This window comes from Cellvibrio sp. PSBB023 (assembly GCF_002007605.1).
GTDB lineage: Bacteria > Pseudomonadota > Gammaproteobacteria > Pseudomonadales > Cellvibrionaceae > Cellvibrio.
This window is the reverse complement of sequence record NZ_CP019799.1, coordinates 1,068,156-1,093,585: the sequence shown is the minus strand read 5'-3', so window position 1 is coordinate 1,093,585 and position 25,430 is coordinate 1,068,156. Positions and strand designations below refer to the sequence as shown.

The window sequence follows — 25,430 nt, the reverse complement described above, 5'->3', positions numbered from 1 at the left end:
TTAACACCGGCTATAGCTGACGACCCACGTAATCTTTGGCGAACTGCCATGCCACACGGCCACTGCGTGCACCGCGTGTTCTATGCCACAAGAGCGCAGCCTGCTCCGTTGCCTCAGTCCAATTACCACCTAAATGCGCAACCCAATATTGGGCGGCGGCGAGATAATCATCCTGGCTGAAAGGATAAAAACTTAACCAAAGACCAAATCGCTCTGAAAGGGATACTTTTTCCTCAATGGCATCACTGGGGCGCACTTCACCGTTTTCATCGCTAATATCCAGGTTGTCGCGCATTTTTTGCGGGATAAGGTGGCGACGGTTGCTGGTGGCATAGAACAGCATATTCGCAGTCGGCGCCGAAATAGATCCATCCAACACCGATTTCAATGCTTTATAGCTAATCTCACCCTCTTCGAACGATAAATCATCGCAAAAGATGATGAATTTTTCGGGACGCTCGCCCAGTAAATCAACAATTTCGGTCAGGTGTAAAAGGTCTGTTTTATCTACTTCGATGATTTTTAAACCCTGCGCAGCAAACTCATTCCACACCGCCTTGATCAAGGTGGATTTTCCTGTGCCGCGCGCGCCAGTCAGGAGCACATTGTTCGCCTCGCGCCCGCTCACGAACTGGGCGGTATTACGCAGAATGGACTGTTTTTGATGGTCTATGTTTTTCAGGGAATCCAGCGCAACTTTATGCGGATGCTTGACCGCCTGCAGATACCCTACGCCGCTTACCTGGGTACGCCAACGAAAAGCACTGGCACTCCAATCGGGTTCAGGGCGCTGCGCTGGCAAAATGGCCTCTACGCGGTCAACAAGAGCATTCAAACGGGTGATAAATTGATCAAGCTGAGTCACTATAAAATCCTCAATTCCGATTCGGCTAACATAAAAGTATGGGCTATATTGTAAGAGGTTTTTTACCTTTAGCGCGCAATTGGCACCATCGGCATTTAAAGATTATTCAGGATTTATTATGTTCAGTAAGCAGGAACTCCAAGTCATGGGGCAAACCCTGATTCAGCGGCGAGACTGGCTACATAAGAATATCAGCAGGCCAGATATGGCTGCCAATAAAGTACCGAACGAGCGCACACTGCAAATCATTGAATCAGCACTGGTTAAAATCACTGCACAGCTCCGTGCTGCAAGCGACAAAACGCAACCTGATGAAACCGTCAATCACTATATCTCCCAGCCCAGCATCCCCCCTACCCGCCAAGCGGCTATAGACCGGCGTCTGAATTTAGAGCCAGAGGATATTCGGGTATTGGTAGTTGATGATGACCAGTTAATTTGCGATTTGCTCGATGTGTATTTGCGCAGCGAAGGTATTGTACAAATTGACAGCGCCAGCGATGGCATGAAAGGCATCAACATGATGTTTAATGCCAACCCTATTTATGACCTGATTCTTTGCGACTGGAATATGCCCACAAAATCAGGACTTGATGTACACAATGCAATGCGCGCGGCGGAGCGTTACCAACATGCCATTTTCATGTTAGTAACGGCAGTGGCTGAAGCCAGTCAAATACGCTCGGCCATTGAAGAAGGTGTTGATGACTATGTGGTTAAGCCTATAGAGCAAGAGAAACTCTTTAAAAAAATTGCGCGCTTTTTCCCCCGTGTTAAAACTAATGCCGCTGAATAACAGCGGCATATTGCACTACCCTTTATTTAAGGGGTCTCTACTTCCAACATAAAATCCAAGGCGGCTTGTTGTCGTATAGCGCGGCGATGGTTTGCCATCAATTTCTTGATTTTCTCTTGATCACATACTTGTCGATCCAACATTACCCGGGTTTTTAATTCCCCCACTGGTTCAGCCGTTGGGCACTTACTGAATACAAACTGATTGGATATTAAATCCATAAACGGTCCCGACTTGCTGCTGGGCATAATAAAGTTTAATTGCAACCCCAAACTCTCGGTGAGGTAATTAATGACCTCGCGCGAACGGTGCTCATCCATTTTGGAAAAGGCTTCATCCACCAATACCATCCGCAGGTGGCTGTTACCTTCATTAAAACGAAACGCGGAGGTGATTGCTGCGCTGCGAATAATATAGGCTGGGGTCTCCAACTGGCCGCCCGAGCCAGTGCCGTATTGGCTGAGGGCAATCGGCGCTTTACCTTCCGGTTCTTTATAAATTTCATAACAACGGTAGTTACGATAATCGGCAATACGCGTTAATTCACGCAGCGCTTTTTGCTCATCCTCGTCCAACAACATGGTCATCAAACGTTCGCGCACACGCTGATGTTTTTCATCCAACTTCATGTTGAATAGGGTTTCGCCTTCGCCCAAGCTGGGGCTATCAATCACCGCTTTAAAAAACTGCCAATACTCTTTAAATTCCGGCACCCATTCCCAATCAAAACGGAAACGCTCGCGATCTGCACCAAAGCGATGATGCTCCAACTCTTTGTTTAAGTCCTCAAGCACTTTCTTGCCATCATTAATGGCCTGATAAATGGAGTGGCAAAGGTTAGTCACAAACGCATTGTTAAAGCTTTCCCGCAGTGACTCAATTTCCTGATGGCGCTGGGCAAGGATATGGTTTTTATCGCGATTATAAAGCGCATCAAACTGACGGCGCATGTCACAAATTGCACGAAAATTAGCACTGCCCAAATCATCGTTGTAATCAATATCGAATAGAATTGCGTCGCTGGTTGCACAGAATTGGTTATGCACCATGGCCGCTTGCTGCAACCGATGCAAAATAGTTTTTAATTCCGCATTAATGCTGGTCAACTGGCTTTCAAAATATTGCACGCTATGCTGGGCAATTTCCTCATCGGCGAGTTGTAAACGCGCATCCGCATCAAAGTCTGGCCAGAAAGCAGTAATCGCCTGTAAATTGCTTTCGCAGCTATCGACTATAGCCAGGGTTTTATCTTGCTCTGCATCTAACTTGTGACAAAGGTTATCTGCCAGTTTCAGTTCTGCACGGCAATCCACCTGTGCATTATTCAAGCGCGCGTATTGTTGGTTTTGCTCCTGCATTCGCAGGTGTAAATCATTTAACTCTGCCTCCAACGCCGTCGTATCACTCAAATCCAATTGCTGTAATTTGGTTTCAACAGCCTGAATTTTAGTTTGTGCTGCCAACATGCTTTGTAATGTTTCGGCATAGGCCAGTGGTTTTAGCTTATCCAGTGCCAGCAATAACTCTTGCGCTTCTTCTGCATAGGCAGAGGCTGATTGCCATTCACTGACCAACGCATGAAATTCATTGCGCTTGGCCTCCAAGGCCCTTTCGCGCGCGCCTTGCCCGAATACCAATTCCGAGTCAGCCATATCGCAGCGGAACATGGCGTAATTACCAGAGCCCATGGCATCTTTAGTGATACCGCGGCGAGTGTTTTTTAACTCTTTGGCATTTTCCACGCGCTGTACATTGCCATAGCTGGCCTTGATATAAGCTTCTGCTGTGGCATGGGAAAAATTCATCACTTGAATGATAGAGTTATTGGTTAACTCGCCGGATTTTTCCGCATCCTTACGTGCCTTATCGCCTTGAATGATACGTGCCCTATTCCCTTGGCCCGCCATGTTACGCACTATGGCAATGGCATCAGCCTCGTACTCCGGCTCAACAATAATGCCAAAACGTGCGGCGCCAATATAACCTTCTATCGCTGCTTGCCATTCATGGTCAGTAATATCTACATAATCGCACAACACACGTGCATCGGCCTTAGGGCATTGTGCGGCAATTGCCTCCAAGGCTGCACGCACAAACCCAGGGTAACTAACCTGACGCGATTCCAATGTTTGAATTTCACGGCGCTTAACATCGGTATTTTTTTGTAATCGCTCAGCCTGTGCTTTACGTTTATCGCGCTCCTGTGCAATTTGATCGCGCAAATTGATTCGCACCACACCGGCATTACTGTCCTGTGCAAACAGGCTAGCCGCAAATGCGTTGTGATGTTTTTGTAGCTCAACGACTTTTTCTAACTGGGGTTGCAGCGGGCTAACCTCAATCAAATCGCGATTAAGCAATTGATGAATATCCAATGCTTCTGCATCATTGCAAAGCGTTTTTACCAGGGCTGTTAAATTAGCATCCTTTAATGCTGGCAACTCCAGCGCAATAGACGTTTGGCGTAAGGCAAGAGAAAACTGTTGCGCCGCCTCGATATTGGTTTGCAACTGTTGATGTTGTTTACGTAATTCAGGTACCTGCGCCTGAATCAATTTTTCTTGCGCCAGTTTTTCCTGCTCTAATTGATCCTTATCGCGCAACGCCGGTACGCCCAAGCGACGCGCCGTAGCCGCCAGAATTAATTGATTGATTTCATCGCGCTGGGCCTCACAAGCAGACAGTGATTGTTGGTAGCCCGCTGAACTCTCACGCAGCAATTGCTGCTTGTGTTTTGCATCCAGGTATAAACTCTGTGAGTCGGTATAGCGACGTTTGGCCAGTGAATATTGCAACACCTGTTGCTCAAGCCAATTGGCAATAAAGTTATCCGACCATTGGCGTCCCTGCGCCATACGCTCAATACCCTGACGCAAGGTTCGCGCATCCGATTCCATGGTATGGATACGCTTGAGCATGGTGGATACAGTACGAATAGCTTCGCCCAAGTCGCGATATTCCAGAATCTCGTTCGCGACAAACTCATCGATACCTTTGATCGGCTTGTATGCCATAAAGCGCGAAAAAGCACGCGCGGCATTCATGGCCTCACGTTCAGAAATTGCATCCTTCTTGCCACGCAAAATGCCGTAGAGGCGACACAGGTAAGATTTTTTCTTATCGTACTTTTCTACTTGTTGTTGACCGTATTTACGGCGCAAACCCGCATATAGCTTATCGAGCGGCACTACATACTTATGGTTTTTTTCTTCCTTTAATAAATCACCCAAGCCCAGTTCTACATCGCTCAGGATATAAAACTGGGTATCATCCAAGCGCGCCACTTTTTGCAGACCCGCGCCCTGCCCTGCAGTTTCCAGAAAGGCACGCATGCCAATCAGTGCGGTGAAAGGCTCACTGTTTTCCCCTTGGGTGGGGTGAAATATTGCAGCCAGATAACCATCGCACCCCTGTGGGCGGGAATAGGCACCATCATCACAACCCAACACGTAAGACGCCAGTGTACGCACCAGTTTTCCACCGCGACCGCGCTGACTGGATTCATCTTGCCCGGGGTTAAAATGAAACAAATTATCGTGAGCAGCAGTCATGATGGTTTGAATAGCATCTGCCGCTGTTGTTTTTCCTGAACCATTGCCCCCGGAAAATAAATTAATAGGGCCAAATTCAAATTCAGTATTGGGGACATTTCCCCAATTGACATAGATAAACTTTTTTAAATACATAGTTATTCTTCCGCGGCAAAAAGCGAGCGATTGAAGTGCGGAGTTGGTTTGACCGCAGCGGGACGTGCCGGATCAGGAGTCGTGGATTCGTCAGTCTCTTCATCAACCAGCAGCAGGTTTTCAGCAAGGTGATTGCGAATCTGCTCAAGCCATTCATTGTTGACCAGGTTAATAATGAGTGGGCGGATTTTTATCCAGCTTTCGCCGGAATCAATATCTGACTCTGCAAAAAAGTTAATCAAGCGCAATTGACGCAGCCGTTTAAATGCCTGTCGACGTTCACCAATATTTTCAGGAAGACTACGCCGCAACAAGCTTTTCATCGCCATAGCAATCGCTTCCAGCGACAAGGTTGCGCAGCCCTGCTCATCAATACTGCCTTCACGCAGCGCTTTATCATATTCAGCACGCAACACTAACACCAAGGCAACTTCGTGTTGATTTAACCGGCTGCGCAAACTGGCATTGAAGGGCTCATCACTTTCATCATCCATTCCCGGTAAGCGTGCCCCCGGTGGCAGGATACGCACAAACCGGAAATGGCTGTCATGTTGAAAACGAATGCCCATCAAACTCAAATAATCATTCAGTAACTCATGAATACGCAAAAAACGATCATATAACTCAGCCTCAACCTGGCTGTCGTCGCGGCATAAAACACCGTAATCCAACAAGCGCTGTACTAACTCGCGCCAGTTATCCAAACTCATGTTGTGTTTATCCAATTGCTCCTGCAAGAGCGAGCTTAATAGGTTACTCATTGGGCTTACCTTCATCGGTCAAGCGAATGACAAACTCATCACGCTGTTTAAAATAAGCATCGCCGGTAACCAGCGGTTGCTGGTGCAGCCATTCACTGTTTTGCTGAACCGTAAAACGGTAACGGGACGACAGATTATCAGCAGCTCCGACTTCAATGGCATGAGAAAGGTTTAACAATTCCTGCATGTTACTTGCTTGCAATGCACTGCTACGAACCTCTCCCTTTTCCAATAGTGCTTGGTGAACATAATCACGCACACTGCTGGACTGCAAAATAAATGCTTTATCAAGTGCCTGCTGGATGAACAACGACTTCTGTGCGTCTGCATCCAATGCCTTATCTTCATCCAACATGGAGCGCACGACTTGGATATTGCGCGGAGCGCGCAATTGGATTTGCGCCGGATCAATAAACCCCATTTGTATGCTGGCAATCGTCTCGCCCTGCTCCAGCAGCAAGTGATCCTGTTGCTCTGGGGTTAAATTCCCCAAAGAGCGATAAATATCCATCAGATCATCCTGACCGCGGCTATTAATGTAACTGAGCTGGCGAATAATAATATCGGCACGTTGAGTAAAGGTGTTCAGCGCGCGCCGCAAGGCAGGCAACATAATGTCGCAGGCATTTTTTAACCGGGAATCAATCGTTTGCAACAAGGTTTCCAATAATGATACGCCGGGTACTACTTTTTGCGGCAGCGCTTTGCGCAAGCGAATTTCCATGACTGCACGCCAATCTTTTGCAGCAGTCTCTTCGTTGCCTTGGCCATATTTTCGTTTGCGTCGAATTTTGGTGATAATGTCCGAAATTTGATCGCGATACTTTTCAACACTGTCGGCCGACAAGCGCACTTCCAGATCCGGTTTAAATACCGTTTCCATAAAGTCAAAAAACTCATCGCTCGCCTGTTGGATTAACTGGCGCGATTCCACCTCTCGCACTAACTGACGCTTACGCTCTTCAAGCTCGGCAATAACATCAGTAAAGTCGCTGATAATACGTTCGGAATATTCGTAAGCATCCAGCAAATCATTGATCTCGCCCTGATCATAAAATGCCTGCAAACTATTGCGCGTATTACGGGTATTGCGATTGCGGGTACGAAATTGATTGGCATCATTGTCGGCAAAAGGTTGGGTAAACAAGCGCCCCATACGACTAAAACCATAACTGCTTTGTAAACTGGTTTCGTCAACCTGTTTTTCAAGCCAGCCATGCTCAATTAGTCGGTTAATAATAAAACTGGCAAGATCGCGCTGGGTCTTGAATCGCCCTTCGGTAGCATCTTCACCGTCATTAATATCGGCATCTGCATCCGCATCAAGAATAGGCGCGCGGGCAATGGCTTCTTTGAAGATATCGACCAACTGCTCGCGATTGATCGCATGACCATAATCACGTAGGTCAGTGTATAACCGCTGATACAACAGACGCAGGCACTCTGCAACGAGAGCCCGATATTTTCCTGTCAGCGGGTTAAAAAAATGTTGGCGGGAATCGCTAAAAAACATCAGGAGGGTTCACAGGGTGGGAACAAATCAATTACAGACAATGTTTAGCAAAAAGCGATTGCTCATCCACAGTCCAGTCTTTGGCGTCTTTTACCATCATCACTTCACACCAGTCGTCAGAGCCCACATCGGGTACACGACCATTCAGCGCGGCAACGCGATCAATCGATTCTTGCGGTTTAATATCACTAACGCCCTGCACAACAGACTGGGGTTGCTGCTGTTGTGCTTTTAGCTCTTTCTCGGCGATATCTGCCATTAAATTCATAGCCGCGATGGCTTTTTCCTGCTCATCCAGTTGTTGTACGGCCTGTTGTTCCGTGTGTTGCTGTGCTTGCTCTTCGGTGATTTGAATCATAAATACCCCCGCTCCCAACACGAGCAAACTGATAAGTAATAAAACAACAAGTAATTTTTGCTCGCGAAAAAATGACATCATGTTACATAAACCTCAACGCAAACCCTTAAAGCCATTCAGCCATTTTTTCTGCATAGTAGGTGATAATTAAATCAGCCCCTGCGCGTTTAAATGCTGTCATGGTTTCAAGAACAATAGATTTTTCATCGATTACACCCACCGCTGCTCCAGCTTTAATCATGGCGTATTCACCGCTGACATGATAAACCGCGAGCGGACGACTGGAATTGGCACGAATACTGGCCAGAATATCCAAATAGGCAATGCCCGGTTTTACCATAAGAATATCGGCGCCTTCCATTTCATCCTGCATGGATTCGGCAAGCGCTTCGCGGGAATTAGCCGGGTCCATTTGATAAGTATTGCGTGTCCCTTTAAAACTGCTATCAACGGCATCCCTGAATGGGCCATAAAAGGCAGAAGCGAATTTAGTGGAGTAGGACATGATAGGAATATGGGTAAAACCTGCACTATCCAACGCTTGGCGAATCGCACTGATCGCGCCATCCATCATGCCTGAAGGTGCAATCATATCCACACCTGCTTGCGCAGCCAGAACAACTTGCTTTTGCAAATTAGCGAGGGTTTTATCGTTGTCCACATCATCATTAGCCACAACACCACAATGGCCGTGATCTGTGTATTCACAGAAACAATTGTCGCTAATCACCAACATGTCCGGTTGCGCCGTTTTGGCTATACGAATCATTCGCGCCAATAAACCATGCTCACACCAGGTATCAGCCCCTTCATGATCTTTATGGGTAGACACGCCAAACAAAATAATAGCGCGCACGCCTTTGCTCCAGGCGCGACTTACCAATTCTGCCAGTTGTGATTCAGGGTAACGAAATACACCGGGCATGGATTTTATGGCAACAGGTGCGCTAATGTCCTCTTCTATAAAAATAGGCAGGATGAAGTCGCTCATGTGCAAGTGTGTCTCGCGAACCAATTCACGCAGAGCTGTGGTTCTGCGCAAACGGCGAAACCGGAAATCAGGTTTGGATAATGGAATTTGCATAGATACACTCAGTAATTAATTAGATGCCCAAGGAGCCCTCGTGACTCCATTCACAGCGCACCCGCATATTGCCGGAACCAGGTTTATGGAAACTGCCATTCGCTTCCCAGGTAAACGTATGGGTGCCAGACAATTCCGTTTCCAAATGCACAGTGGCAGATACCCAATACATTTTACTTAACAGCGATTCAAATTGGGCAATCCATTGATCCCACTCATACTCCACCGCTTTATAAGATGCCCCGAAGTGCATAACTTCGGTTTGATAATTAAAAAATGGCGCACTCACGCCTGGAATTGAAAACATTTCCTGGCTTAAAAAGGGCCATTCATCTGCATGCGGTAAGGACAACATCGCCTCGCGATTAACGCGGATACGTTCAGACTCCAGCGCTGACGGCGATATATCCTTAATACAACCGTAAACAATTGATTCTTGATCCATAATCACTCCGACATGAGTAACGACAACTGACAACTTTTAGCTAAAACGGCCACCACCAACTGCCTTTAAAACGGTCTTCACAGGCGCGCAGTTGGTAGTCATATTGCTGTGCACGGGACTCCACTTTGCGAGCAGTATTGGTCAGCCAGTTCTTTCTTTGATAAGTACCGCGATTAAAACCACCATGCCCTTCATGATAGGCGAGATACAAATTGTAGCTATCGCCCGGATTAATTCGGCTGCGAATCTGGCTTTGTTTGTTATACCAACCTATAAAATCAATCGCATCGCCAAAATTGTCGCGTCGCGACCAACCATTCCCGCTGTTTTTTTGGTATTCATTCCAAGTGGCATTTTTGGCTTGCGGATATCCGTAGGCATCACTGGGACGCGGCCCCGGTATTACCCACAAAATTTTGGTGCGCGCCGGGCGAGCATTGTGCTTGAACTGCGACTCCTGATACATAATGGACATCATCGTTGGCACTGAGGAGCCCCATCGTTTTTCTGCTTTTTTAGATGCTTTATACCAGGAAGGTTTTTCATCAAAAATTGCACACAGATCCTGTGGTTTGCTCGGTGGTAAACTGGAGCAACCCACTAAAGTAAGCAGTGAACCCAAGCACAGCAATTTGAACACACCTATTAGCGCAAACTTAACCGACATGACTACACACTCCTGCCATGCTGTTGAAGCAGTGCAAGCAAGCCGGCCTCATCCATCACCTTAAGGCCAAGCTCTTCTGCTTTGGCGAGTTTTGAACCAGCGCCAGGACCGGCAACAACATAATCGGTTTTAGCAGATACACTGCCCGCCACTTTAGCTCCCAGAGCCAACAGATGTGCTTTTGCATCATCACGCGAAAGCGCCTCCAGGGTGCCGGTTAACACATAGGTCAAGCCAGCCAGAGGCAACTCTTCGGGGCTCACAACCTCAATGTTATCCCAATGGACACCATGATTACGCAGCGCCGATACGGCGGCGATATTGGATTCCTGTGCAAAAAACTCAGCCACAAAATGCGCAACAACCGGGCCGACGTCGGGTACTTTTTGCAAGGTTTCCTGATCAGCCGCTGCCAGCGCCTCAAAGCTTCCAAAATAGTTGGCAAAGTTACGAGCCGTTGCCTCACCCACTTCGCGGATACCCAAGGCATAAATAAATTTTGCCAGCGTGGTTTTTTTGGATATCTCCAGCGCGTTAATAATATTGTCAGCTGACTTTTCGCCCATGCGCTCCATCGCAGACAATTGTTCCCGCGTGAGGGAATAAATATCGGCAAGCGTATTAACCCGACCAGAATCAACGAGCTGCTCTACCAACTTATCACCCAAGCCTTCTATGTTCATGGCTTTGCGTGATGCATAATGTTTAATGGCTTCTTTACGTTGCGCCGCACAAACCAAACCACCAGAACAACGCGCAACAGCTTCATCAGCAACAGTTTCTACCGGCGAACCACAAACAGGACAGGAATCCGGAAACACAATATCGCGAGCATCCGCGGTTCGTTTTGATTCAACAACTTGCACAATCTGTGGAATAACATCACCGGCGCGACGAATAATAACCGTGTCACCAACTTTTATTCCCAAGCGATTTATTTCATCGCGATTATGCAGCGTTGCATTGGACACAGTTACGCCACCTACAAACACCGGCTGCAAGCGAGCCACTGGCGTAACCGCCCCAGTGCGGCCTACTTGAAACTCAACATCCAGTAACAGCGTAGACTCTTCCTGTGCAGGAAATTTATACGCGATAGCCCAGCGGGGTGCGCGTGAAATGAATCCCAATGAATCCTGCAATTTACGCGAGTTCACCTTGAAGACTATGCCGTCAATATCGTAGGCCAGTGCATCGCGCTTTTCACCGATACGGCGATAAAATGCTATTGCCTCATGAATATTTTTAGCGACTTGTGTTTCGCGATTCGTTAAAAAGCCCCAGGATTTCAATGCAGCAAGCACATTACTGTGCGTAGAAGGTAATTCACCACCATCTACCCAACCTACACTGTAGGCACACATCTCCAGTGGACGATTGGCAGTAATACGTGGATCCAATTGGCGCAAAGAACCCGCCGCTGCATTACGGGGGTTTACAAATAATTTCTCGCCGGCAATGCGGGCATTTTCGTTAAGCGCATTAAAACCTGCTTTGGGCATGTATATTTCGCCGCGCACTTCCAGAACAGATGGAAAGCCCTCACCATGCAAACGCAGTGGAATCGATTTAATCGTGCGTACGTTTTGCGTGATATCTTCCCCGTTAGTACCATCGCCACGGGTTGCGCCACGCACCAACAAACCGTTTTGATACAGCAAACTAACAGCGATCCCATCCAGTTTTACTTCGCAGGCATACTCAATATCGTCTGCGCTTTTCAAGCGATCTTGCACGCGCTGGTTAAAAGCCAGCAAGTCCTCATCACTAAACGCATTATCCAGTGACAGCATGGGCATTTCATGCACAACCGTCTGGAAAGCGGAAAGTGGTGCAGCACCCACACGTTGAGTGGGTGACTCAGGCGTAATTGATGCTGGATATTGCGCTTCGAGTTCGCGCAGACGCTGCATTAATCGATCATAATCCGCATCTGTTATTTGCGGATCATCCAATGCGTAATAACGGTAGCTGTGATAATTAATTTCCTGACGCAGCTGTTCGATATCTGGCGGAAAATCATCAAAAAGAGAAAGGGTAGACATGAATGAATGTACCTGAATATTCGAATCCTGCGGTTTACAACACGCTGCGATTCATGCCTTGTGAGAGCGAGTGCATCCCTGCACTTTAAAAAGGGAAACTAGTGACGTGGTGGACGGCGGAACAAACGGGTTCGTTCAAAGTCGCGAATGCGTTGACGGCAATGCTCCAGTGTTTGACGGGTCATCACACTGCGCTGTTCGTCTTTCAATTCGCCATTCAACGTTTCTGCAATAGCGCGCGCAGTATCGGCCATCAAATCAAATGATTGCATTGAGTCAGCATTAATTGGCAAGGTCATAAACAAACTGACACCTGGCGTTTCAAATTCGTCCATTGCATCAAGATCAAAGGTGCCAGGCTTCACCATATTTGCCATGCTAAACAGCAAGGCACCCTCGCCTTTTGCATCGCTGTAACGATGGAAAATATCCATACTGCCATAACGCATACCGCACTTCAGAATAATATCCAGCAGGTCAGAACCTTTGAACATTTCCCCTTTGTGCGCCATCACATTAATAATCAACACCTCTTCCGGCTCTGGTGCCGGCTGCTGCGCTAATTCATTTTTGCTATGCCCGGCGGATTGCGGATTATCGTCATAGTCATCCTCTTCTTCGTAGTCTTCATCGTCGTAATCACTCTCATCTTGCTCATGATCATCTAACGGAAGCTCATCATCTTCATATTCGTCTTCGTAATCACTCTCTTGATCAAACTCATCCTCGTCGCGCTCATCATCCAATTCGCGCGTGTAGGGGTGATCATCGGTTTCGTAATCTTCACCTTCGTACTCATCCTGATCGTCATCAACATCGTGATGACTATCCTGCTCATCGGCAATCGCCGAAAAGCGGGGCTCAATGCGCTCATCCAGCGGCAGTGAACGATTTTTATCTTCCACCGACTCCATCAGTATTGGCACAGCCTGCCCAAGATTAAGACTGGTTTGTTGCGGCTCACGTTGCGCACGTGTAACAGGGGCTTCAGTAAGCGCATTGCGAAGTTGCTTTTCCGTGTAGGATTTTGCGTGAGCCTTTTTCTCTATGCTTGGAATCGGTGCTTGAGGGTCACGCTTGCCCACTACACGTGCACCACCATTAGGCAGTTCACTGGTGTAACTGGGGACTTCAGCAAAGTGATCTTCCTCATCTTCAGGCTGTTGTTTCAAACTCTTTTTTAGTGTGCGCGAGACTTTAATTTTTCCCATACGCTCATTGCGCTTGCGTCTGATTCCATCCGCAAGAACCAGCAGAATCAGCAACGTACCAATAATGATGACCCAATCTTTCATAAGGTTATCCGCAATATGTGTTTAGTATTAAACTGCAGCGAGTTCTGCAGCTTCGTCAACATCTACTGTCACCAGACGTGAAACACCTGGCTCATGCATGGTAACGCCTAACAATTGGTGTGCCATTTCCATCGCATTCTTATTGTGTGTGATGTAAATAAATTGCACCTGAGCTGACATCTCTTCAACCATACGTGCATAGCGACCAACGTTAGCGTCATCCAGTGGGGCATCTACTTCATCCAGCATACAGAAAGGTGCGGGATTTAGACGGAAAATCGAAAAAACCAAAGCAATCGCGGTAAGCGCTTTTTCACCACCTGACAAGAGGTGGATAGTGCTATTACGCTTGCCCGGTGGGCGAGCCATGATAGTAATGCCCGTATCCAGAAGCTCATCCCCCGTCAACTCAAGATAAGCATGTCCGCCGCCAAATACTTTCGGGAACAGCTCCTGCAGACTTTTGTTAACCTGATCGAAAGTTTCTTTAAAGCGTGTGCGGGTTTCGCGATCAATGCGCTTAATCGCATTTTCAAGTGTATCAAGCGCTTCCATTAAGTCTGCATTTTGCGCATCAAGGTAATTTTTACGCTCGGACTCTGTTTTATATTCATCAATCGCAGCAAGGTTGATGGGGCCCAAACGACTGATACGGCCAGCAATGGATTCCAATTCTTCCTCTAAGGGTTTTACTTCTGTTCCCTCTGGCATTTCGGCCAGAATGATTTCCAGATTTAATTCCTCTTCTTCAAGCTGCTCGACAATGCCAGCACGCTGTACTTCAAACATTTGCGCAGCCAAACGCTCTTGCTCCAAGTGAGCACGCACTGCTTGTACCTCTTGCTCAGCGCGGTTACGCGCCTGCTCGGAATTACGCAGCTCATGCTCAACTGTTTCCAGCGCGCGGCGCGCCTCCGTTAAGGAAGCCTCTACGGAGAGACGTTTGGACAAGGAGGCTTCAAGCTCCAGCTTGTACTCTTCCACCGGGTCGCGATTATCTGCAATGCTGGCAATTAATTGTTCACGCCGCTCTTGCAAACGAGCAACCTGCTCACGCAAGCGCCCAATCCCCAAACGAATGGAATCCAATTGGGTTTTCACCGATTGGTAACGCATGGCAAGCTCATGGGCTTTATCTTTGTCGTGACGTGCGCGCTGACGTGCAATATCCAAACCGGAGCGAATATCATCACGCTGCTGCAGCAAAGATTCGCGCAGGTCAGTATCCTGTTCCATCATTTCAATGGCTTCGCCAAGAATCATCCGCGCTTCTGACAAATGCTCAGCTTCTTGCTCCATTTGCTCGCGTGCTTCGCGAATTTCATTTTCAGCACGCTCGCGACGCATATTCATCTGTTCGATGCGCACTTGTTTTGCACTTAATTGTGAACGCAATTCACCATGCTTACGGTTTTGTTCATCCACTTCACGTCGCAAGGTCTCGCGATCCTGTTCAAGGCGCTTGATTGCATCGCGCCCTTCTTCCAGTTGCAGACTTAATAGTTCAACCTGTTCCTCAGCAGTGGCAATCGCTGCCGACAATTCTTCCAATTCCTGGCGGCGAGCAATCACGCCTGAACTTGCATCTGTATCACGTGTGACACGAACCCAATGCGCACTTAACCAAATGCCATCGCGAGTAATGACGGATTCACTGGCAGCAAGTTGCTTACGCAAAGCAAGCGCCACTGTTAAATCCTCAGCTATATAAATACCAGCAAGCAGCCCTTGTGCATCCCAAGGGGCAGTGACTTTGGTGCTCAACAACGTCGCTTTTGCTGCAGCAGTAGAAGCAGAGCTTGCATTGGTATCAAATAACACCAACTCACCTTGAGTAAGGTTTTCCAGCAACCCCGCTACCGCATCCACCTGATCAACACACACAGCTTGCAATGCATTGCCTAGCACTGTTTCCAATGCCTTATCCCAGCCATCGGCAACAACAATTGATTCAGCGAGTCGGGTTTTGCCAGACAGTTGATGCTGCACCAGCCATTCAGTGACTGCTTTATTCTTTTCGCCGAGCGCCGCTTGCTGCAGAGCTTCCAGTGATGCATGACGGCCGCGCATGGTCTGCAATTTACTGCGTACCTGATCAAGCTCGTTGACGATACGATTGTTGTCGTTGCGCGTGGTATCCAGCTTTTCTACAAATTCATCAAGGCGCGTACGTTTGTCATCGGCAACTAAATCCAATTCCGCGAGCTGTTCCGTCAATTCATTAATCGATTCGTCATCGGAACTATCTTGCAGGTTTGCTTTTTCTTCACGCAGCTTTTCAATACGTTGCAACAAACGCTGTTGCACCTGCTCCAAATGTTGAATACGCGATTGCTGTACTTCTGCACGCTGACGTGGCTCAGCGGCGCGCTGGTTAAAACTGTCCCAGTCATTTTGCCAACGCTGCATTGCCTCTTCAGCATCAATTAATGATTCGTTGGATGTTTCTTCGGCTGCTTTGACCAACTCCAGCTCAGGCTCCAGCGTCAACAACTCTTCTTCCCACGCTTCTACTTTCTGCGTATCGAGTGCGAGATTTTCCTCGGCTTCTTTGCTGTCGCGACTGGTTTGGTCAAGGTCGGTCTGTAACTGGCGCGCGCGCTCATTGGCATGCTGGATACTTTGTTCAAGGCGCGCAATTTCGGCACCTATGGCGTAATAACGCCCTTGCACTTCATTAAATTTATCGCCCAATTCAGTATATTGACTGCGATATTTTTCGATTTGGGTATCTTTATTGACTTGATCAGTCACGAAAGATTCCATGCGCAATTCCAGATCGCGAATAGCCAGTTGTTTGGCTTTAGCTTGCTGATCGAGCTGTTGATATTTGAGGGCTTGCAATTGCGCTTTTAACAGACGCTCTTCTTTTTTGTATTCTGCGTATTTTTCCGCCGCCTGAGCCTGCCGTTGCAGGCGTGATAATTGACGCTCCAATTCATCGCGGATATCCGTCAAACGCTCAAGGTTTTCCTGGGTGCGACGCATACGGCTTTCGGTATCGCGACGGCGCTCTTTGTATTTGGAAATACCAGCCGCTTCTTCAATGTATACACGCAATTCCTCTGGCTTGGCTTCGATCAATTTCGAAATCATGCCCTGTTCAATAATCGCGTAACTCCGTGGCCCTAAGCCGGTGCCGAGGAAAATATCGGTGATATCACGACGACGACATTTGGTGCCATTCAGGTAGTAGCTGTTATCGCCATCGCGGGAGACCTTACGCTTGATACTGATTTCACTGTAACCCGCATATTCGCCGGTAAGTGTTGCATCGGAGTTGTCGAACACCAGTTCGATTGACGCTTGACCGACGGGCTTGCGGCCACTGGAACCGTTGAAAATAACATCAGTCATGTTTTCGCCGCGCAGGTTTTTGGCTGAGGATTCCCCCATCACCCAACGCACAGCATCGATAATATTGGATTTGCCACAGCCGTTTGGCCCAACAACAGCGCATAGATTGCTGGGAAAGTTGACCGTTGTCGGATCAACAAACGATTTGAAGCCAGCCAGCTTGATGCACTTTAACCGCATAGGTCCATATCACTCATGATTCATCAGGTTTTTTTGCGATTGAAGCGCCCATCTTCAATCCACCTGCTCAAGAAATAGTCCGCTGGCGATTCAGGTCGCCTAGCTGTTTGATTTTGTTGGCCTTTTTAATGGCTATTGAATTTTCAAAAAACGCCAAATTAACCACTAAGGGCGGGATTCTACACATTTGTGTATCGCTTTACACCCGCCTCGAAGGGCAAAAATGGGATTGCCTGAATGGCCGTCCATTTTTTAGGCAATCCAGGCGCAACCAGCGCCAATACACATCAGGGCGCCACTTGCTCACCGATTGTTATTTGCAAATCGGCGGGAGCAGCCGCTGAATCAATCGGGCCAATGCTACCCTGCCAATCCCCAGCTTTAGCGGTTGCAGTGCCATCTTGAGAGACACGCGCAACCAACTCAACTTTATCCACCGTGGCGAGCGTCATGCTGTCTGTCATCGCCATGGATTCCGTTAACACCACACGCTTGGGCAGCTCAGATACTTTAAAACGGGCAATAGCCAGGGGCATTTTGGCGCCTTGCCAAGCCCGTGCATACACAAACACCAGTTGATCCGGCCCGACTTTAACGTCACTTGCCAGCAATACGTTGACTGCGATGTGCCGACCGTCACGAGCAGCATCCAATTGCTCCTGCGTGCCCCCATTGGCAAAAAAGAGACCTGCCGCCCGTTCTATACCAGCTACAAGCGCCTGACCACCGGGAGAATCAGCACCTGTCAGTTTAACTGTACGCCCCCAATACTTAATTGCATCGAGGTAGTTCTGCTTGCCAAAAGCTTCTATCCCCGCCAACCCCAATGCCATGGTGTTATCAGGTTCAACTTTTAGCGCTTTATGCACCAAATCCGCAGCAGCTGGATTAATTTTGCTTCCGTCGCGCAGGAACATCGCTTGAGCGGCCTCAGCCATTACCATGGCTGACTCCTTGTCGCGCTCCAATACTTGCAGATAGGCATTTGTTGCTTTGCCAAAATCGCTGACATCCATATACATGCGTGCGAGAAGAAACCAATACTGAAGTTGGTCAGGGTTATCCTCCAACCGCTCCTCAATCAGGCTGATCATTTCGCGAGTCCGCGCTGGGTCAGGATCTTTCCCGATTTGATAATCCCGGTTATCCAGGTACTGCTTTTCTAATTGTGCGATTCGGATTTCAACATCTGCGCTGCTGCCCAGCTCACGGTATAAAACATAAGTGCTCAAAACAGCGACGACAGCAACTACCGCAAATGTCGCCACACCAACATTAAGGCGACGAGTTTGTTGTGCGGCGCGGATATTTGCCTCATCGTCCAACAATGCTCGCTCCTGCTCCAGCTTGAGTTGGGCAAACTGCTCCGCATCAATCCGCCCTGCAGCCAAGTGCGTTTCCAGCTCAGCAATGTGTTCATGGAATAAACGTACATTTTCGGCAAGCCGGGCATCTACATCGATTACTGAAATATTGTTTTTTTGTGCGCCATAACGCCAAAGCGGCCAAAAGATAAATAATGCAGCGACAACGCAGAGCGCAACGGCGCCCACCCACAGAGCGACCATTATTGCTTCTCCTGCTTATTAGTATGTGATGTGGAATCTTGTGTGTTATTGAGTAAATCAGTGAGACGCGCCCGCTCCTCTGCGGACAAACCGGACTCACCACTCGCTAGATCCAGGGTGCGGCGCTTACGCACTATCACCAGCAACAAAATAATCCCGGCGATCAGCAAAAACACCGGCGCCCCCCATAGCAACAGGGTCGATGAATTGAGTCGAGGCCGGTACAGAATGAATTCGCCATAGCGCTCGACCATAAAGTCGACAATTTCTTTATCGGACTTACCCTCTTTTATCATGAACACCAGTTCGCGGCGCAAATCCATGGCGATCGCAGAGTTAGTGCCAGCAAGATTTTGGTTCTGGCATTTGGGACAGCGCATCTCTTCGACAAAGCTTTGATAACGCTTCCGATCTACATCGTTATCAAATTCATGTACTTCGATGGCCGCAAGGCTGGAAAAAGCAATGAGCAACAAACCGAGGCAGGAACAGAGTTTTATTAGAGTTGCGCGCATAGTAAATAGGCTTCCGCAGCATTAACTGAAAATTTTGCGCGAGTATAACAACTCATAAGCAAGAGCGGGAAACTTTGCCTGCAAGAGTAAAAATCGATCACAAGTGTTTGTTTCGCAACCATTTTTTGGTTTTTTGGAAAAATTTTAGCGAATCTATAAAAAAAAGGTTGACCGAAACTTTTACATCATTAGAATACGCGCCACCAACAAGGTGATCGCTGAAAAGCGAGTAATCTTGGGCGGTTAGCTCAGTTGGTAGAGCAATGCCCTTACAAGGCATGGGTCACAAGTTCGAGTCTTGTACCGCCCACCACTCTTACTCATAAGGTAGTTGTGGTTCTTAGTGACGCTGCGGACCGGTAGTTCAGTCGGTTAGAATGCCGGCCTGTCACGCCGGAGGTCGCGGGTTCGAGCCCCGTCCGGTCCGCCATATATGAAATGAAAAAAGCCCCGCATTAGGGGCTTTTTTTATGCCCGAAATAAAGCTACACCACCACCAATCCGCACCAGACAACTAAAACGCAAAAGGCCCGCAGAGGGCCTTTTGGTGAACAGATTGTGCTATCCGTTTATTAGGCCTTTTTGCCCAATTCACGATCCGCTTTTGCTGAGTCTTCTTTAATGTGCTTATAAGCATAAATTCCAACATAGGTAATCATCACGCAGGTTAGTAAGACAATTACCAAACCATAAGCAACAATTGAATCCATATACATAATGCACCTCCGCCGTTTGATCTGATGAATTCAGTCTAGCGGCATGAGAGGGAAAACCATTGATCGAAATCAAACGTCGGCCATCTTGGCCAAATGGGTTTATTGCAAGCTATCAACGATGGGTTTTAGTGTTTTTTCCCACACCACTGCATTCACATCACCAATATGTTTGTAGCGAATCACACCCGCCTTATCGATGACATAGGTTTCAGGTGCGCCGAATACGCCTAAATCAATTCCCAAACGTCCATCACTATCAATCACACTAAACACATAGGGGTTATGCAGCTCAGTCAACCAGGTTTGTGCATCCTCATCGTTATCCTTGTAATTAACACCATAAATTGGAATGCCCTGGGCTTTTAAGCTATTCAAAAATTCATGTTCTTGCCTACAGGTCACGCACCAGGTTGCCCAAACATTCAGCAGGCTCACCCTACCCTTTAACAATTCCTGATTAGCCGTTGTTAATCCGGGCGGGTTTTCTTGTGCTGGCAACACCGGCAACTCAAATGCAGGAACAGGTTTATTGAGCAGCGCCGATGGCATGGCGTTAGGGTCCAGTGACAAACCACGCCAGAAAAAAATCGCCAACACAATAAAGGTCAATAAAGGGACAAATAAAAACAAACGCTGCTTATTCATTGACTAATTTTCCTGCGGGCATATCTACCGGCACTTCTTGTTTTATTGCTTTGCGGTAGCGTTTATCTGCAACCGCAAGCACAGCGCCAAAGGCCATCATTAATGCGCCTAACCAAATCCAACGCACAAAGGGTTTGAGATGTACACGCATAGCCCATGCGTTATCGGTCAAAGGTTCACCCATGGCGACATAGAGATCGCGGAAAAAACCAACATCCAGCGCCACTTCTGTCATGGTGCTACCACTTGCCAGATAACGACGCTTTTGCGGTTTCATATCACGCAAAAATTTACCATCCTGAAACACAGAGATTTGCGCCTCATCCGCAATGTAATTCGGGCCATTGACTTTAACCAGTTTGTTTAACACAAACTCATATTCAACTACCTGAACGTGTTGACCAACCTCCATACGAATATCACGCTCTTCGGTGTAAATACTGGTCAGGCCAACGCCAACTGCAGTCACCGCAATGCCGGCATGAGCAATAACCATGGCGTAGTAACTGAGGCTCAATTTCTTTAATCCGTTTAACAGCGTTGAACCGTTACGGATTCGGTAAATAATATCGGCAACCAGTGCGATAAAAACCCAGCTGGCAATAAATACTGTTAATGCAGCAAGCGGCTCATAGGTGTCGCGATAAAATAGTGGGAACAACAAACCTATAACCAAGCTAATTACCCAAGGCTTCCACAAGAGCGTAATGAATTGTTTGCCCGATGTCCGCTTCCAGTTGGCCATAGGGCCAAACGCCATCAACAAACACAGCAGCCCCATCAGGGGTAAAAAGAACAGATTAAAATATGGTGGGCCAACCGAAATTTTGCCTAAATTCAACGCATCGGCAATTAATGGGTAAAGCGTGCCAATCAACACCATAATCATAATGATGGTCAGCAGAATGTTATTGCCCAGCAGGAGCGTTTCACGCGCAAATAAACCAAATCCAGTTGAACCTTTTACGACAGGCGCGCGCAGTGCATAAAGCGTGAGAGATCCACCAACGACCAGCAGCAAAAACCCGAGAATAAAGACGCCGCGCTCAGGGTCATTGGCAAACGCATGCACAGAAGTTAGTACGCCGGAGCGCACCAGGAAGGTTCCCAACAAACTCAAGGAAAAAGTGAAAATGGCGAGCAGAATTGTCCAGCTCTTGAACAAGCTGCGTTTTTCCGTGACGGCCAAGGAGTGAATCAAGGCGGTACCAATTAGCCACGGCAGGAAGGATGCATTTTCAACCGGATCCCAGAACCACCAGCCGCCCCAACCCAATTCGTAATAAGCCCACCAACTACCTAATGCAATACCCACAGAGAGGAATCCCCAAGCCATAGTGGCCCATGGGCGCGACCAACGAGCCCATGCACTATCCAATCTGCCAGTGAGTAGTGCCGCAATCGCGAAAGCAAAACACACACTGAATCCCACATAGCCCATGTAGAGAACAGGCGGATGGATAATCAAACCAATATCTTGCAATAGCGGATTCAGATCGCTGCCGTCTTGCGGCGGCAAAGGCAAAATACGATCAAAAGGATTAGAGGTGAATAAAATAAATGACAGGAAGCCGATAGCAACAAACCCCATTACCGACAAGACGCGAGCCTGCATATCCAACGGCAGTGAACGGCTAAAAATTGCAACCGCTAAAGTCCAGCCAGCCAGCATTAAAATCCATAACAACAATGAACCTTCATGCCCCCCCCAAACCGCGCTGATTTTATATTGGATCGGCAACAGTGAATTGGAGTTGGTGGCTACATAGCGAACTGAAAAATCATCGTGAATAAACGAATAGGTCAAACAAAAAAATGCAAAGGCGACAAAGAAAAAGAAACCTGTTGCCAGTGATGGGCCAGAACGCATTAGCAACTGGCTGCCATAATGCGCGCCAATTAATGGCAGTAAAAATAATGCCGTACTAAGACACAGCGACAAAATTAATGCGAACTGCCCCAGCTCAGGGGCCAACTGAATAAAATCAAGAGGCATATTTAAGACCCTCGCAACTGGCTTGGTGTTCGCCCTTGTCTTTCATGGCTTCCGCCACTTCAGGAGGAATGTAGTTTTCATCGTGTTTGGCCAATACTTCACTGGCATTCAGTTCACCAGCTTCGGTGACAATGCCATTAATCACCGCTGCTTCGCCTTCGGCAAACAAGTCGGGCAATATGCCATTAAAATTCACTTTTACATCGGCGCTACCATCGGTAATCACGAATTGTATTTGCAGTGAATCGCTAGCGCGTTGGACACTGCCAGGTTTGACGCAACCACCAGCGCGAATCCGCGTATTGTGGGGAACATCACCGGCGGCAATTTTGCTGGGCGGATAAAACAAATTGATATTTTCTCGCAGGGCATAGGCCATAAGGCCGACCGCGATACTGGAAAACACCACAATAAAAATCACAATCATCAAACGTTGCTTACGAAGCGGATGCATAATTCGTTTTACTCTTAAAAAGTCTATTTAAAAGCCGACTCTAATATCACCAACCCTTAAAGTGAATTAAGGGTTGGAAGATGGCTCTAGTGGACCTTGCGCCAATTTGCGCAATTTTTTTTGCTGTTTTACCAATGCCCGCTGCTGTAATACTGGGTTTACTACCAAAAAGATCAGGGCAATGAAGGTGATGGCATAGGAGGCCCACACATAAGGACCATGGCCACTCATTGCCAAAAAATCTGCCAGTGACTCAAATTGGAATTTCATGATTTGGACTCCGTTTTGGTATCGCTCAGTAGATCGTTGACCCACTGGGTTTTACTTTCGCGACGCAACACCTCAAGGCGAGTATTCAGCAGCAACACCAAGGCATAGAAGCAGTAAAAACCGATAACCATAGTCAACAAGGGATAAAGCATTGATGGATCAATAGACGATTTGCTGGTGAATTTAATAGTTGCGGGTTGATGCAGGGTATTCCACCAATCGACCGACTTGTAGATGATCGGGATATTCACCATGCCGACCAACGCCAATACCGCACTGGCTTTGTCTGCGGTATCGCGGTGCTGAAACGCCTGCTGCAACGCAATCATGCCCAGATACAGAAAGAACAAAATCAGCATGGAGGTGATGCGCGCATCCCATTCCCACCAGGTTCCCCAAGTAGGTTTGCCCCAGATAGACCCAGTGACCAGGGAGATAAACGTGAGCACAGCGCCAATAGGAGCCGCTGACTTCATCACCATGAAGGGCAATTTCATTTTCCAGATGAGACCCACGGCACCCGAGAGAGCCATGATGTAATAACCGGCCAGCGCCAAAAAGGCAGCAGGCACGTGGATGTAAATAATGCGGTAGCTATTACCCTGCTTGTAATCCGCGGGCGCAAAGGCCAAGCCCCATACAGCGCCAGTCAGAATCAAGGCGATGCTGATTGCGGCCAACCATGGCAACCAGGAAGTGGTTTTTTCATAAAACCAGCGGGGAGAACCTAAACGATGAAACCATTGCCATGCCATATGTAGTGAGACCTTGATTATTATGTTTAACCGTTAGCACTGATGCGCAGTGCACCCATTGCCGCTATGGGCGCCAAAACAATAGCCAAGGCTAAAAAAGCGCCAAGAACTGCCAATTGCATAGTGATAGCGCCGCCCTGCACAGCGGTTTGTACTGCACTGGCCCCAAAAATGAGAACAGGAATATACAGGGGCATGACGATTAGCGACAACAATAACCCACCTTTACGTAATGAAACTGTGAGTGCTGCCCCTACTGCGCCAATCAAACTCATGGATGCCGTACCCAGTAACAGGGAGACAAAGAGCGCCCAATAGCCCTCTGCGGGCAAACTGAGCATTAACGCCAGTATGGGAGCCAGCAAAGTCACCGGCAGACCAGATACCAACCAGTGCACCAGCACCTTGGCCATCACGGCAAAATACAGCGATTGCGGGCTAATCAGCATTTGCTCAAGAGATCCATCGTCATAGTCGCTGCGAAATAAGCCATCGAGGGACAGCAGTGTAGCCAGGAGAGCCATTACCCACACTATGCCTGGCGCCAGTAAGGTCAACACGGCCTTTTCCGGGCTGACGCCCAATGGAATGAGAGTGATGGCGATCAGGAAAAACACCAGCGGATTAGCAAGTTCCGATTTATGCCGCGCAGCAACCAATAAATCCCGACGGAAACTGGCGATGAATCCGGCCAGCAGGGAGAAACCTGCACGCTCATTGTGCAATGCGGGGTTAGCCATTGACTGATGCCCCGCAAGTTTCATTGATGGCCCCTGCCGGTTGATAATCCTGCAAGTTGACCATACGCAGCTGCGGCAAGGTCAGATCCTGATGGGAGGTCAATATTACCAAGCCACCCTGGGCAACCTGTTTGGCGATAAGCGCTTCCAACTGGGCAACGCCCGGTTTATCGATGGCGGTGAAGGGTTCGTCAAGAATCCAGATGCGCGCCTGACTCAAGTACAGACGCGCCAGCGCGACACGGCGCAATTGGCCGGCCGAAAGCTGGTAACAGGGCGTATCTTCGTAGCCATATAGCCCTACTGCGCTAAGGGCTTGGTGGATATCGCCGCTATCGCCGGTTTGGGCGAGATACCAACTGAGGTTTTCAAGGGGGCTGAGGGCTTTTTTAATGCCGGCAAGATGACCGAGATAGAGGCTGTCGCGGGCGAACTCCCAACGCACTGTAGCAAGTGACTGGCCACAGTAACGAATTTCGCCAGAGTAATCCTGACTGATGCCTGCCAGTGCACGCAGTAGTGTGGTTTTTCCGGCGCCGTTGGGGCCACCGATTTGCACCAGATCGCCAGCGGCAAGGCTGAGGCTAAGACCGGCAAATAAACAACGCTCGTCGCGCTCGCAACTGAGGTTGTGCAATTCAAGCAGCGGAGTTACCAAATCAGTCATGCGTTGTAATCAACCTTAGTTATCAACCTTAGCCATAAGTGCTTGAGTCAAT

Annotated in this window: 22 protein-coding genes and 2 tRNA genes; 3 read left to right on the top strand and 21 right to left on the bottom strand. The window is 48.1% G+C overall.

Going from position 1 to position 25,430, the window contains the following annotated elements:
* Positions 1-10: 10 nt before the first annotated feature.
* Positions 11-865, bottom strand: a complete 855-nt coding sequence (locus tag B0D95_RS04980; protein ID WP_078042857.1) for an ATP-binding protein — start codon at positions 863-865, stop codon at positions 11-13.
* 118 nt (positions 866-983) lie between these two features.
* On the opposite strand from B0D95_RS04980, the gene B0D95_RS04975 reads away from it, so the two are divergent.
* Positions 984-1,661, top strand: a complete 678-nt coding sequence (locus B0D95_RS04975) for a response regulator (protein WP_078042856.1) — start codon at positions 984-986, stop codon at positions 1,659-1,661.
* 26 nt (positions 1,662-1,687) lie between these two features.
* On the opposite strand, the gene B0D95_RS04970 is transcribed toward B0D95_RS04975, so the two are convergent.
* From B0D95_RS04970 to B0D95_RS04915, 12 genes are all read right to left on the bottom strand, one after another.
* Positions 1,688-5,347, bottom strand: a complete 3,660-nt coding sequence (locus B0D95_RS04970) for an ATP-binding protein (RefSeq protein WP_078042855.1) — start codon at positions 5,345-5,347, stop codon at positions 1,688-1,690.
* A gap of 2 nt (positions 5,348-5,349) precedes the next feature.
* The gene (locus B0D95_RS04965) at positions 5,350-6,108 is read right to left on the bottom strand and encodes a DUF4194 domain-containing protein (protein WP_078042854.1); all 759 of its coding nucleotides are present in this window, start codon (positions 6,106-6,108) and stop codon (positions 5,350-5,352) included.
* On the bottom strand, positions 6,101-7,621 hold the full coding sequence (locus tag B0D95_RS04960; RefSeq protein WP_078042853.1) for a Wadjet anti-phage system protein JetA family protein: 1,521 nt from the start codon (positions 7,619-7,621) through the stop codon (positions 6,101-6,103). Before B0D95_RS04960 ends, B0D95_RS04965 begins: the two co-directional genes overlap by 8 nt.
* Before the next feature lie 31 nt (positions 7,622-7,652).
* Positions 7,653-8,060 (bottom strand): DUF3012 domain-containing protein, encoded by a 408-nt coding sequence (locus B0D95_RS20770; protein ID WP_244904796.1) that lies wholly within the window; start codon positions 8,058-8,060, stop codon positions 7,653-7,655.
* A 25-nt stretch (positions 8,061-8,085) separates the two neighbouring features.
* Positions 8,086-9,063: a porphobilinogen synthase gene (gene hemB, locus B0D95_RS04950; protein ID WP_078042852.1), complete on the bottom strand. Its 978-nt coding sequence runs from the start codon at positions 9,061-9,063 to the stop codon at positions 8,086-8,088.
* A gap of 19 nt (positions 9,064-9,082) precedes the next feature.
* Positions 9,083-9,508, bottom strand: coding sequence for a hypothetical protein (locus B0D95_RS04945; protein WP_078042851.1), 426 nt, complete (start codon positions 9,506-9,508; stop codon positions 9,083-9,085).
* Positions 9,509-9,548: 40 nt separating this feature from the next.
* The gene (locus tag B0D95_RS04940; protein ID WP_078042850.1) at positions 9,549-10,175 is read right to left on the bottom strand and encodes a transglycosylase SLT domain-containing protein; all 627 of its coding nucleotides are present in this window, start codon (positions 10,173-10,175) and stop codon (positions 9,549-9,551) included.
* 2 nt (positions 10,176-10,177) lie between these two features.
* Entirely contained in the window at positions 10,178-12,220 is a 2,043-nt protein-coding gene (gene ligA, locus B0D95_RS04935; RefSeq protein ID WP_078042849.1) for an NAD-dependent DNA ligase LigA, read from the bottom strand.
* A 98-nt stretch (positions 12,221-12,318) separates the two neighbouring features.
* On the bottom strand, positions 12,319-13,515 hold the full coding sequence (gene zipA, locus B0D95_RS04930) for a cell division protein ZipA (RefSeq protein WP_078042848.1): 1,197 nt from the start codon (positions 13,513-13,515) through the stop codon (positions 12,319-12,321).
* A gap of 27 nt (positions 13,516-13,542) precedes the next feature.
* Complete coding sequence (gene smc, locus B0D95_RS04925; protein WP_078042847.1) at positions 13,543-17,052, bottom strand: chromosome segregation protein SMC; 3,510 nt, start codon at positions 17,050-17,052, stop codon at positions 13,543-13,545.
* A 287-nt stretch (positions 17,053-17,339) separates the two neighbouring features.
* Entirely contained in the window at positions 17,340-18,620 is a 1,281-nt protein-coding gene (gene ccmI, locus B0D95_RS04920; protein WP_078042846.1) for a c-type cytochrome biogenesis protein CcmI, read from the bottom strand.
* Complete coding sequence (locus B0D95_RS04915) at positions 18,620-19,135, bottom strand: cytochrome c-type biogenesis protein (protein WP_078042845.1); 516 nt, start codon at positions 19,133-19,135, stop codon at positions 18,620-18,622. The genes ccmI and B0D95_RS04915 overlap by 1 nt, the downstream gene beginning before the upstream one ends.
* A 237-nt stretch (positions 19,136-19,372) precedes the next feature.
* Here B0D95_RS04915 and B0D95_RS04910 point away from each other — a divergent pair.
* Together B0D95_RS04910 and B0D95_RS04905 are read left to right on the top strand one after the other, a co-directional pair.
* Positions 19,373-19,448, top strand: a tRNA-Val gene (locus tag B0D95_RS04910).
* Positions 19,449-19,488: 40 nt separating this feature from the next.
* Positions 19,489-19,565 (top strand) — tRNA-Asp (locus B0D95_RS04905).
* A gap of 142 nt (positions 19,566-19,707) precedes the next feature.
* On the opposite strand, the gene B0D95_RS20530 is transcribed toward B0D95_RS04905, so the two are convergent.
* From B0D95_RS20530 to ccmA, 8 genes are all read right to left on the bottom strand, one after another.
* Complete coding sequence (locus B0D95_RS20530) at positions 19,708-19,845, bottom strand: hypothetical protein (RefSeq protein ID WP_168172373.1); 138 nt, start codon at positions 19,843-19,845, stop codon at positions 19,708-19,710.
* A gap of 105 nt (positions 19,846-19,950) precedes the next feature.
* On the bottom strand, positions 19,951-20,496 hold the full coding sequence (locus tag B0D95_RS04900) for a DsbE family thiol:disulfide interchange protein (RefSeq protein WP_078042844.1): 546 nt from the start codon (positions 20,494-20,496) through the stop codon (positions 19,951-19,953).
* Positions 20,489-22,492 (bottom strand): heme lyase CcmF/NrfE family subunit, encoded by a 2,004-nt coding sequence (locus B0D95_RS04895; protein ID WP_078042843.1) that lies wholly within the window; start codon positions 22,490-22,492, stop codon positions 20,489-20,491. The genes B0D95_RS04900 and B0D95_RS04895 overlap by 8 nt, the downstream gene beginning before the upstream one ends.
* A complete protein-coding gene (gene ccmE, locus B0D95_RS04890; RefSeq protein WP_078042842.1) occupies positions 22,482-22,946 on the bottom strand; it encodes a cytochrome c maturation protein CcmE in 465 nt (154 codons plus the stop codon). The genes B0D95_RS04895 and ccmE overlap by 11 nt, the downstream gene beginning before the upstream one ends.
* A gap of 66 nt (positions 22,947-23,012) precedes the next feature.
* Positions 23,013-23,216, bottom strand: coding sequence for a heme exporter protein CcmD (ccmD, locus tag B0D95_RS04885; RefSeq protein ID WP_078042841.1), 204 nt, complete (start codon positions 23,214-23,216; stop codon positions 23,013-23,015).
* Positions 23,213-23,971 (bottom strand): heme ABC transporter permease, encoded by a 759-nt coding sequence (locus B0D95_RS04880; RefSeq protein ID WP_078042840.1) that lies wholly within the window; start codon positions 23,969-23,971, stop codon positions 23,213-23,215. Before B0D95_RS04880 ends, ccmD begins: the two co-directional genes overlap by 4 nt.
* A 26-nt stretch (positions 23,972-23,997) precedes the next feature.
* The gene (ccmB, locus tag B0D95_RS04875; protein ID WP_078042839.1) at positions 23,998-24,711 is read right to left on the bottom strand and encodes a heme exporter protein CcmB; all 714 of its coding nucleotides are present in this window, start codon (positions 24,709-24,711) and stop codon (positions 23,998-24,000) included.
* Positions 24,704-25,378 (bottom strand): cytochrome c biogenesis heme-transporting ATPase CcmA, encoded by a 675-nt coding sequence (ccmA, locus tag B0D95_RS04870; RefSeq protein ID WP_210403679.1) that lies wholly within the window; start codon positions 25,376-25,378, stop codon positions 24,704-24,706. The genes ccmB and ccmA overlap by 8 nt, the downstream gene beginning before the upstream one ends.
* Positions 25,379-25,430 lie beyond the last annotated feature (52 nt).

Coding starts and splice junctions, on each gene's coding strand:
- B0D95_RS04975 (WP_078042856.1), top strand. CDS start 984: ATGTTCAGTAAGCAGGAACTCCAAGTCATGGGGCAAACCCTGATTCAG.
- B0D95_RS04895 (WP_078042843.1), bottom strand. CDS start 22,492: ATGCCTCTTGATTTTATTCAGTTGGCCCCTGAGCTGGGGCAGTTCGCA.
- B0D95_RS20770 (WP_244904796.1), bottom strand. CDS start 8,060: ATGATGTCATTTTTTCGCGAGCAAAAATTACTTGTTGTTTTATTACTT.
- smc (WP_078042847.1), bottom strand. CDS start 17,052: ATGCGGTTAAAGTGCATCAAGCTGGCTGGCTTCAAATCGTTTGTTGAT.
- ccmA (WP_210403679.1), bottom strand. CDS start 25,378: ATGACTGATTTGGTAACTCCGCTGCTTGAATTGCACAACCTCAGTTGC.
- B0D95_RS04965 (WP_078042854.1), bottom strand. CDS start 6,108: ATGAGTAACCTATTAAGCTCGCTCTTGCAGGAGCAATTGGATAAACAC.
- B0D95_RS04960 (WP_078042853.1), bottom strand. CDS start 7,621: ATGTTTTTTAGCGATTCCCGCCAACATTTTTTTAACCCGCTGACAGGA.
- B0D95_RS04880 (WP_078042840.1), bottom strand. CDS start 23,971: ATGGCATGGCAATGGTTTCATCGTTTAGGTTCTCCCCGCTGGTTTTAT.
- ccmB (WP_078042839.1), bottom strand. CDS start 24,711: ATGGCTAACCCCGCATTGCACAATGAGCGTGCAGGTTTCTCCCTGCTG.
- B0D95_RS04945 (WP_078042851.1), bottom strand. CDS start 9,508: ATGGATCAAGAATCAATTGTTTACGGTTGTATTAAGGATATATCGCCG.
- ligA (WP_078042849.1), bottom strand. CDS start 12,220: ATGTCTACCCTTTCTCTTTTTGATGATTTTCCGCCAGATATCGAACAG.
- B0D95_RS04940 (WP_078042850.1), bottom strand. CDS start 10,175: ATGTCGGTTAAGTTTGCGCTAATAGGTGTGTTCAAATTGCTGTGCTTG.
- B0D95_RS04915 (WP_078042845.1), bottom strand. CDS start 19,135: ATGCGCGCAACTCTAATAAAACTCTGTTCCTGCCTCGGTTTGTTGCTC.
- B0D95_RS04900 (WP_078042844.1), bottom strand. CDS start 20,496: ATGAATAAGCAGCGTTTGTTTTTATTTGTCCCTTTATTGACCTTTATT.
- zipA (WP_078042848.1), bottom strand. CDS start 13,515: ATGAAAGATTGGGTCATCATTATTGGTACGTTGCTGATTCTGCTGGTT.
- ccmD (WP_078042841.1), bottom strand. CDS start 23,216: ATGAAATTCCAATTTGAGTCACTGGCAGATTTTTTGGCAATGAGTGGC.
- ccmE (WP_078042842.1), bottom strand. CDS start 22,946: ATGCATCCGCTTCGTAAGCAACGTTTGATGATTGTGATTTTTATTGTG.
- hemB (WP_078042852.1), bottom strand. CDS start 9,063: ATGCAAATTCCATTATCCAAACCTGATTTCCGGTTTCGCCGTTTGCGC.
- B0D95_RS20530 (WP_168172373.1), bottom strand. CDS start 19,845: ATGGATTCAATTGTTGCTTATGGTTTGGTAATTGTCTTACTAACCTGC.
- ccmI (WP_078042846.1), bottom strand. CDS start 18,620: ATGGTCGCTCTGTGGGTGGGCGCCGTTGCGCTCTGCGTTGTCGCTGCA.
- B0D95_RS04970 (WP_078042855.1), bottom strand. CDS start 5,347: ATGTATTTAAAAAAGTTTATCTATGTCAATTGGGGAAATGTCCCCAAT.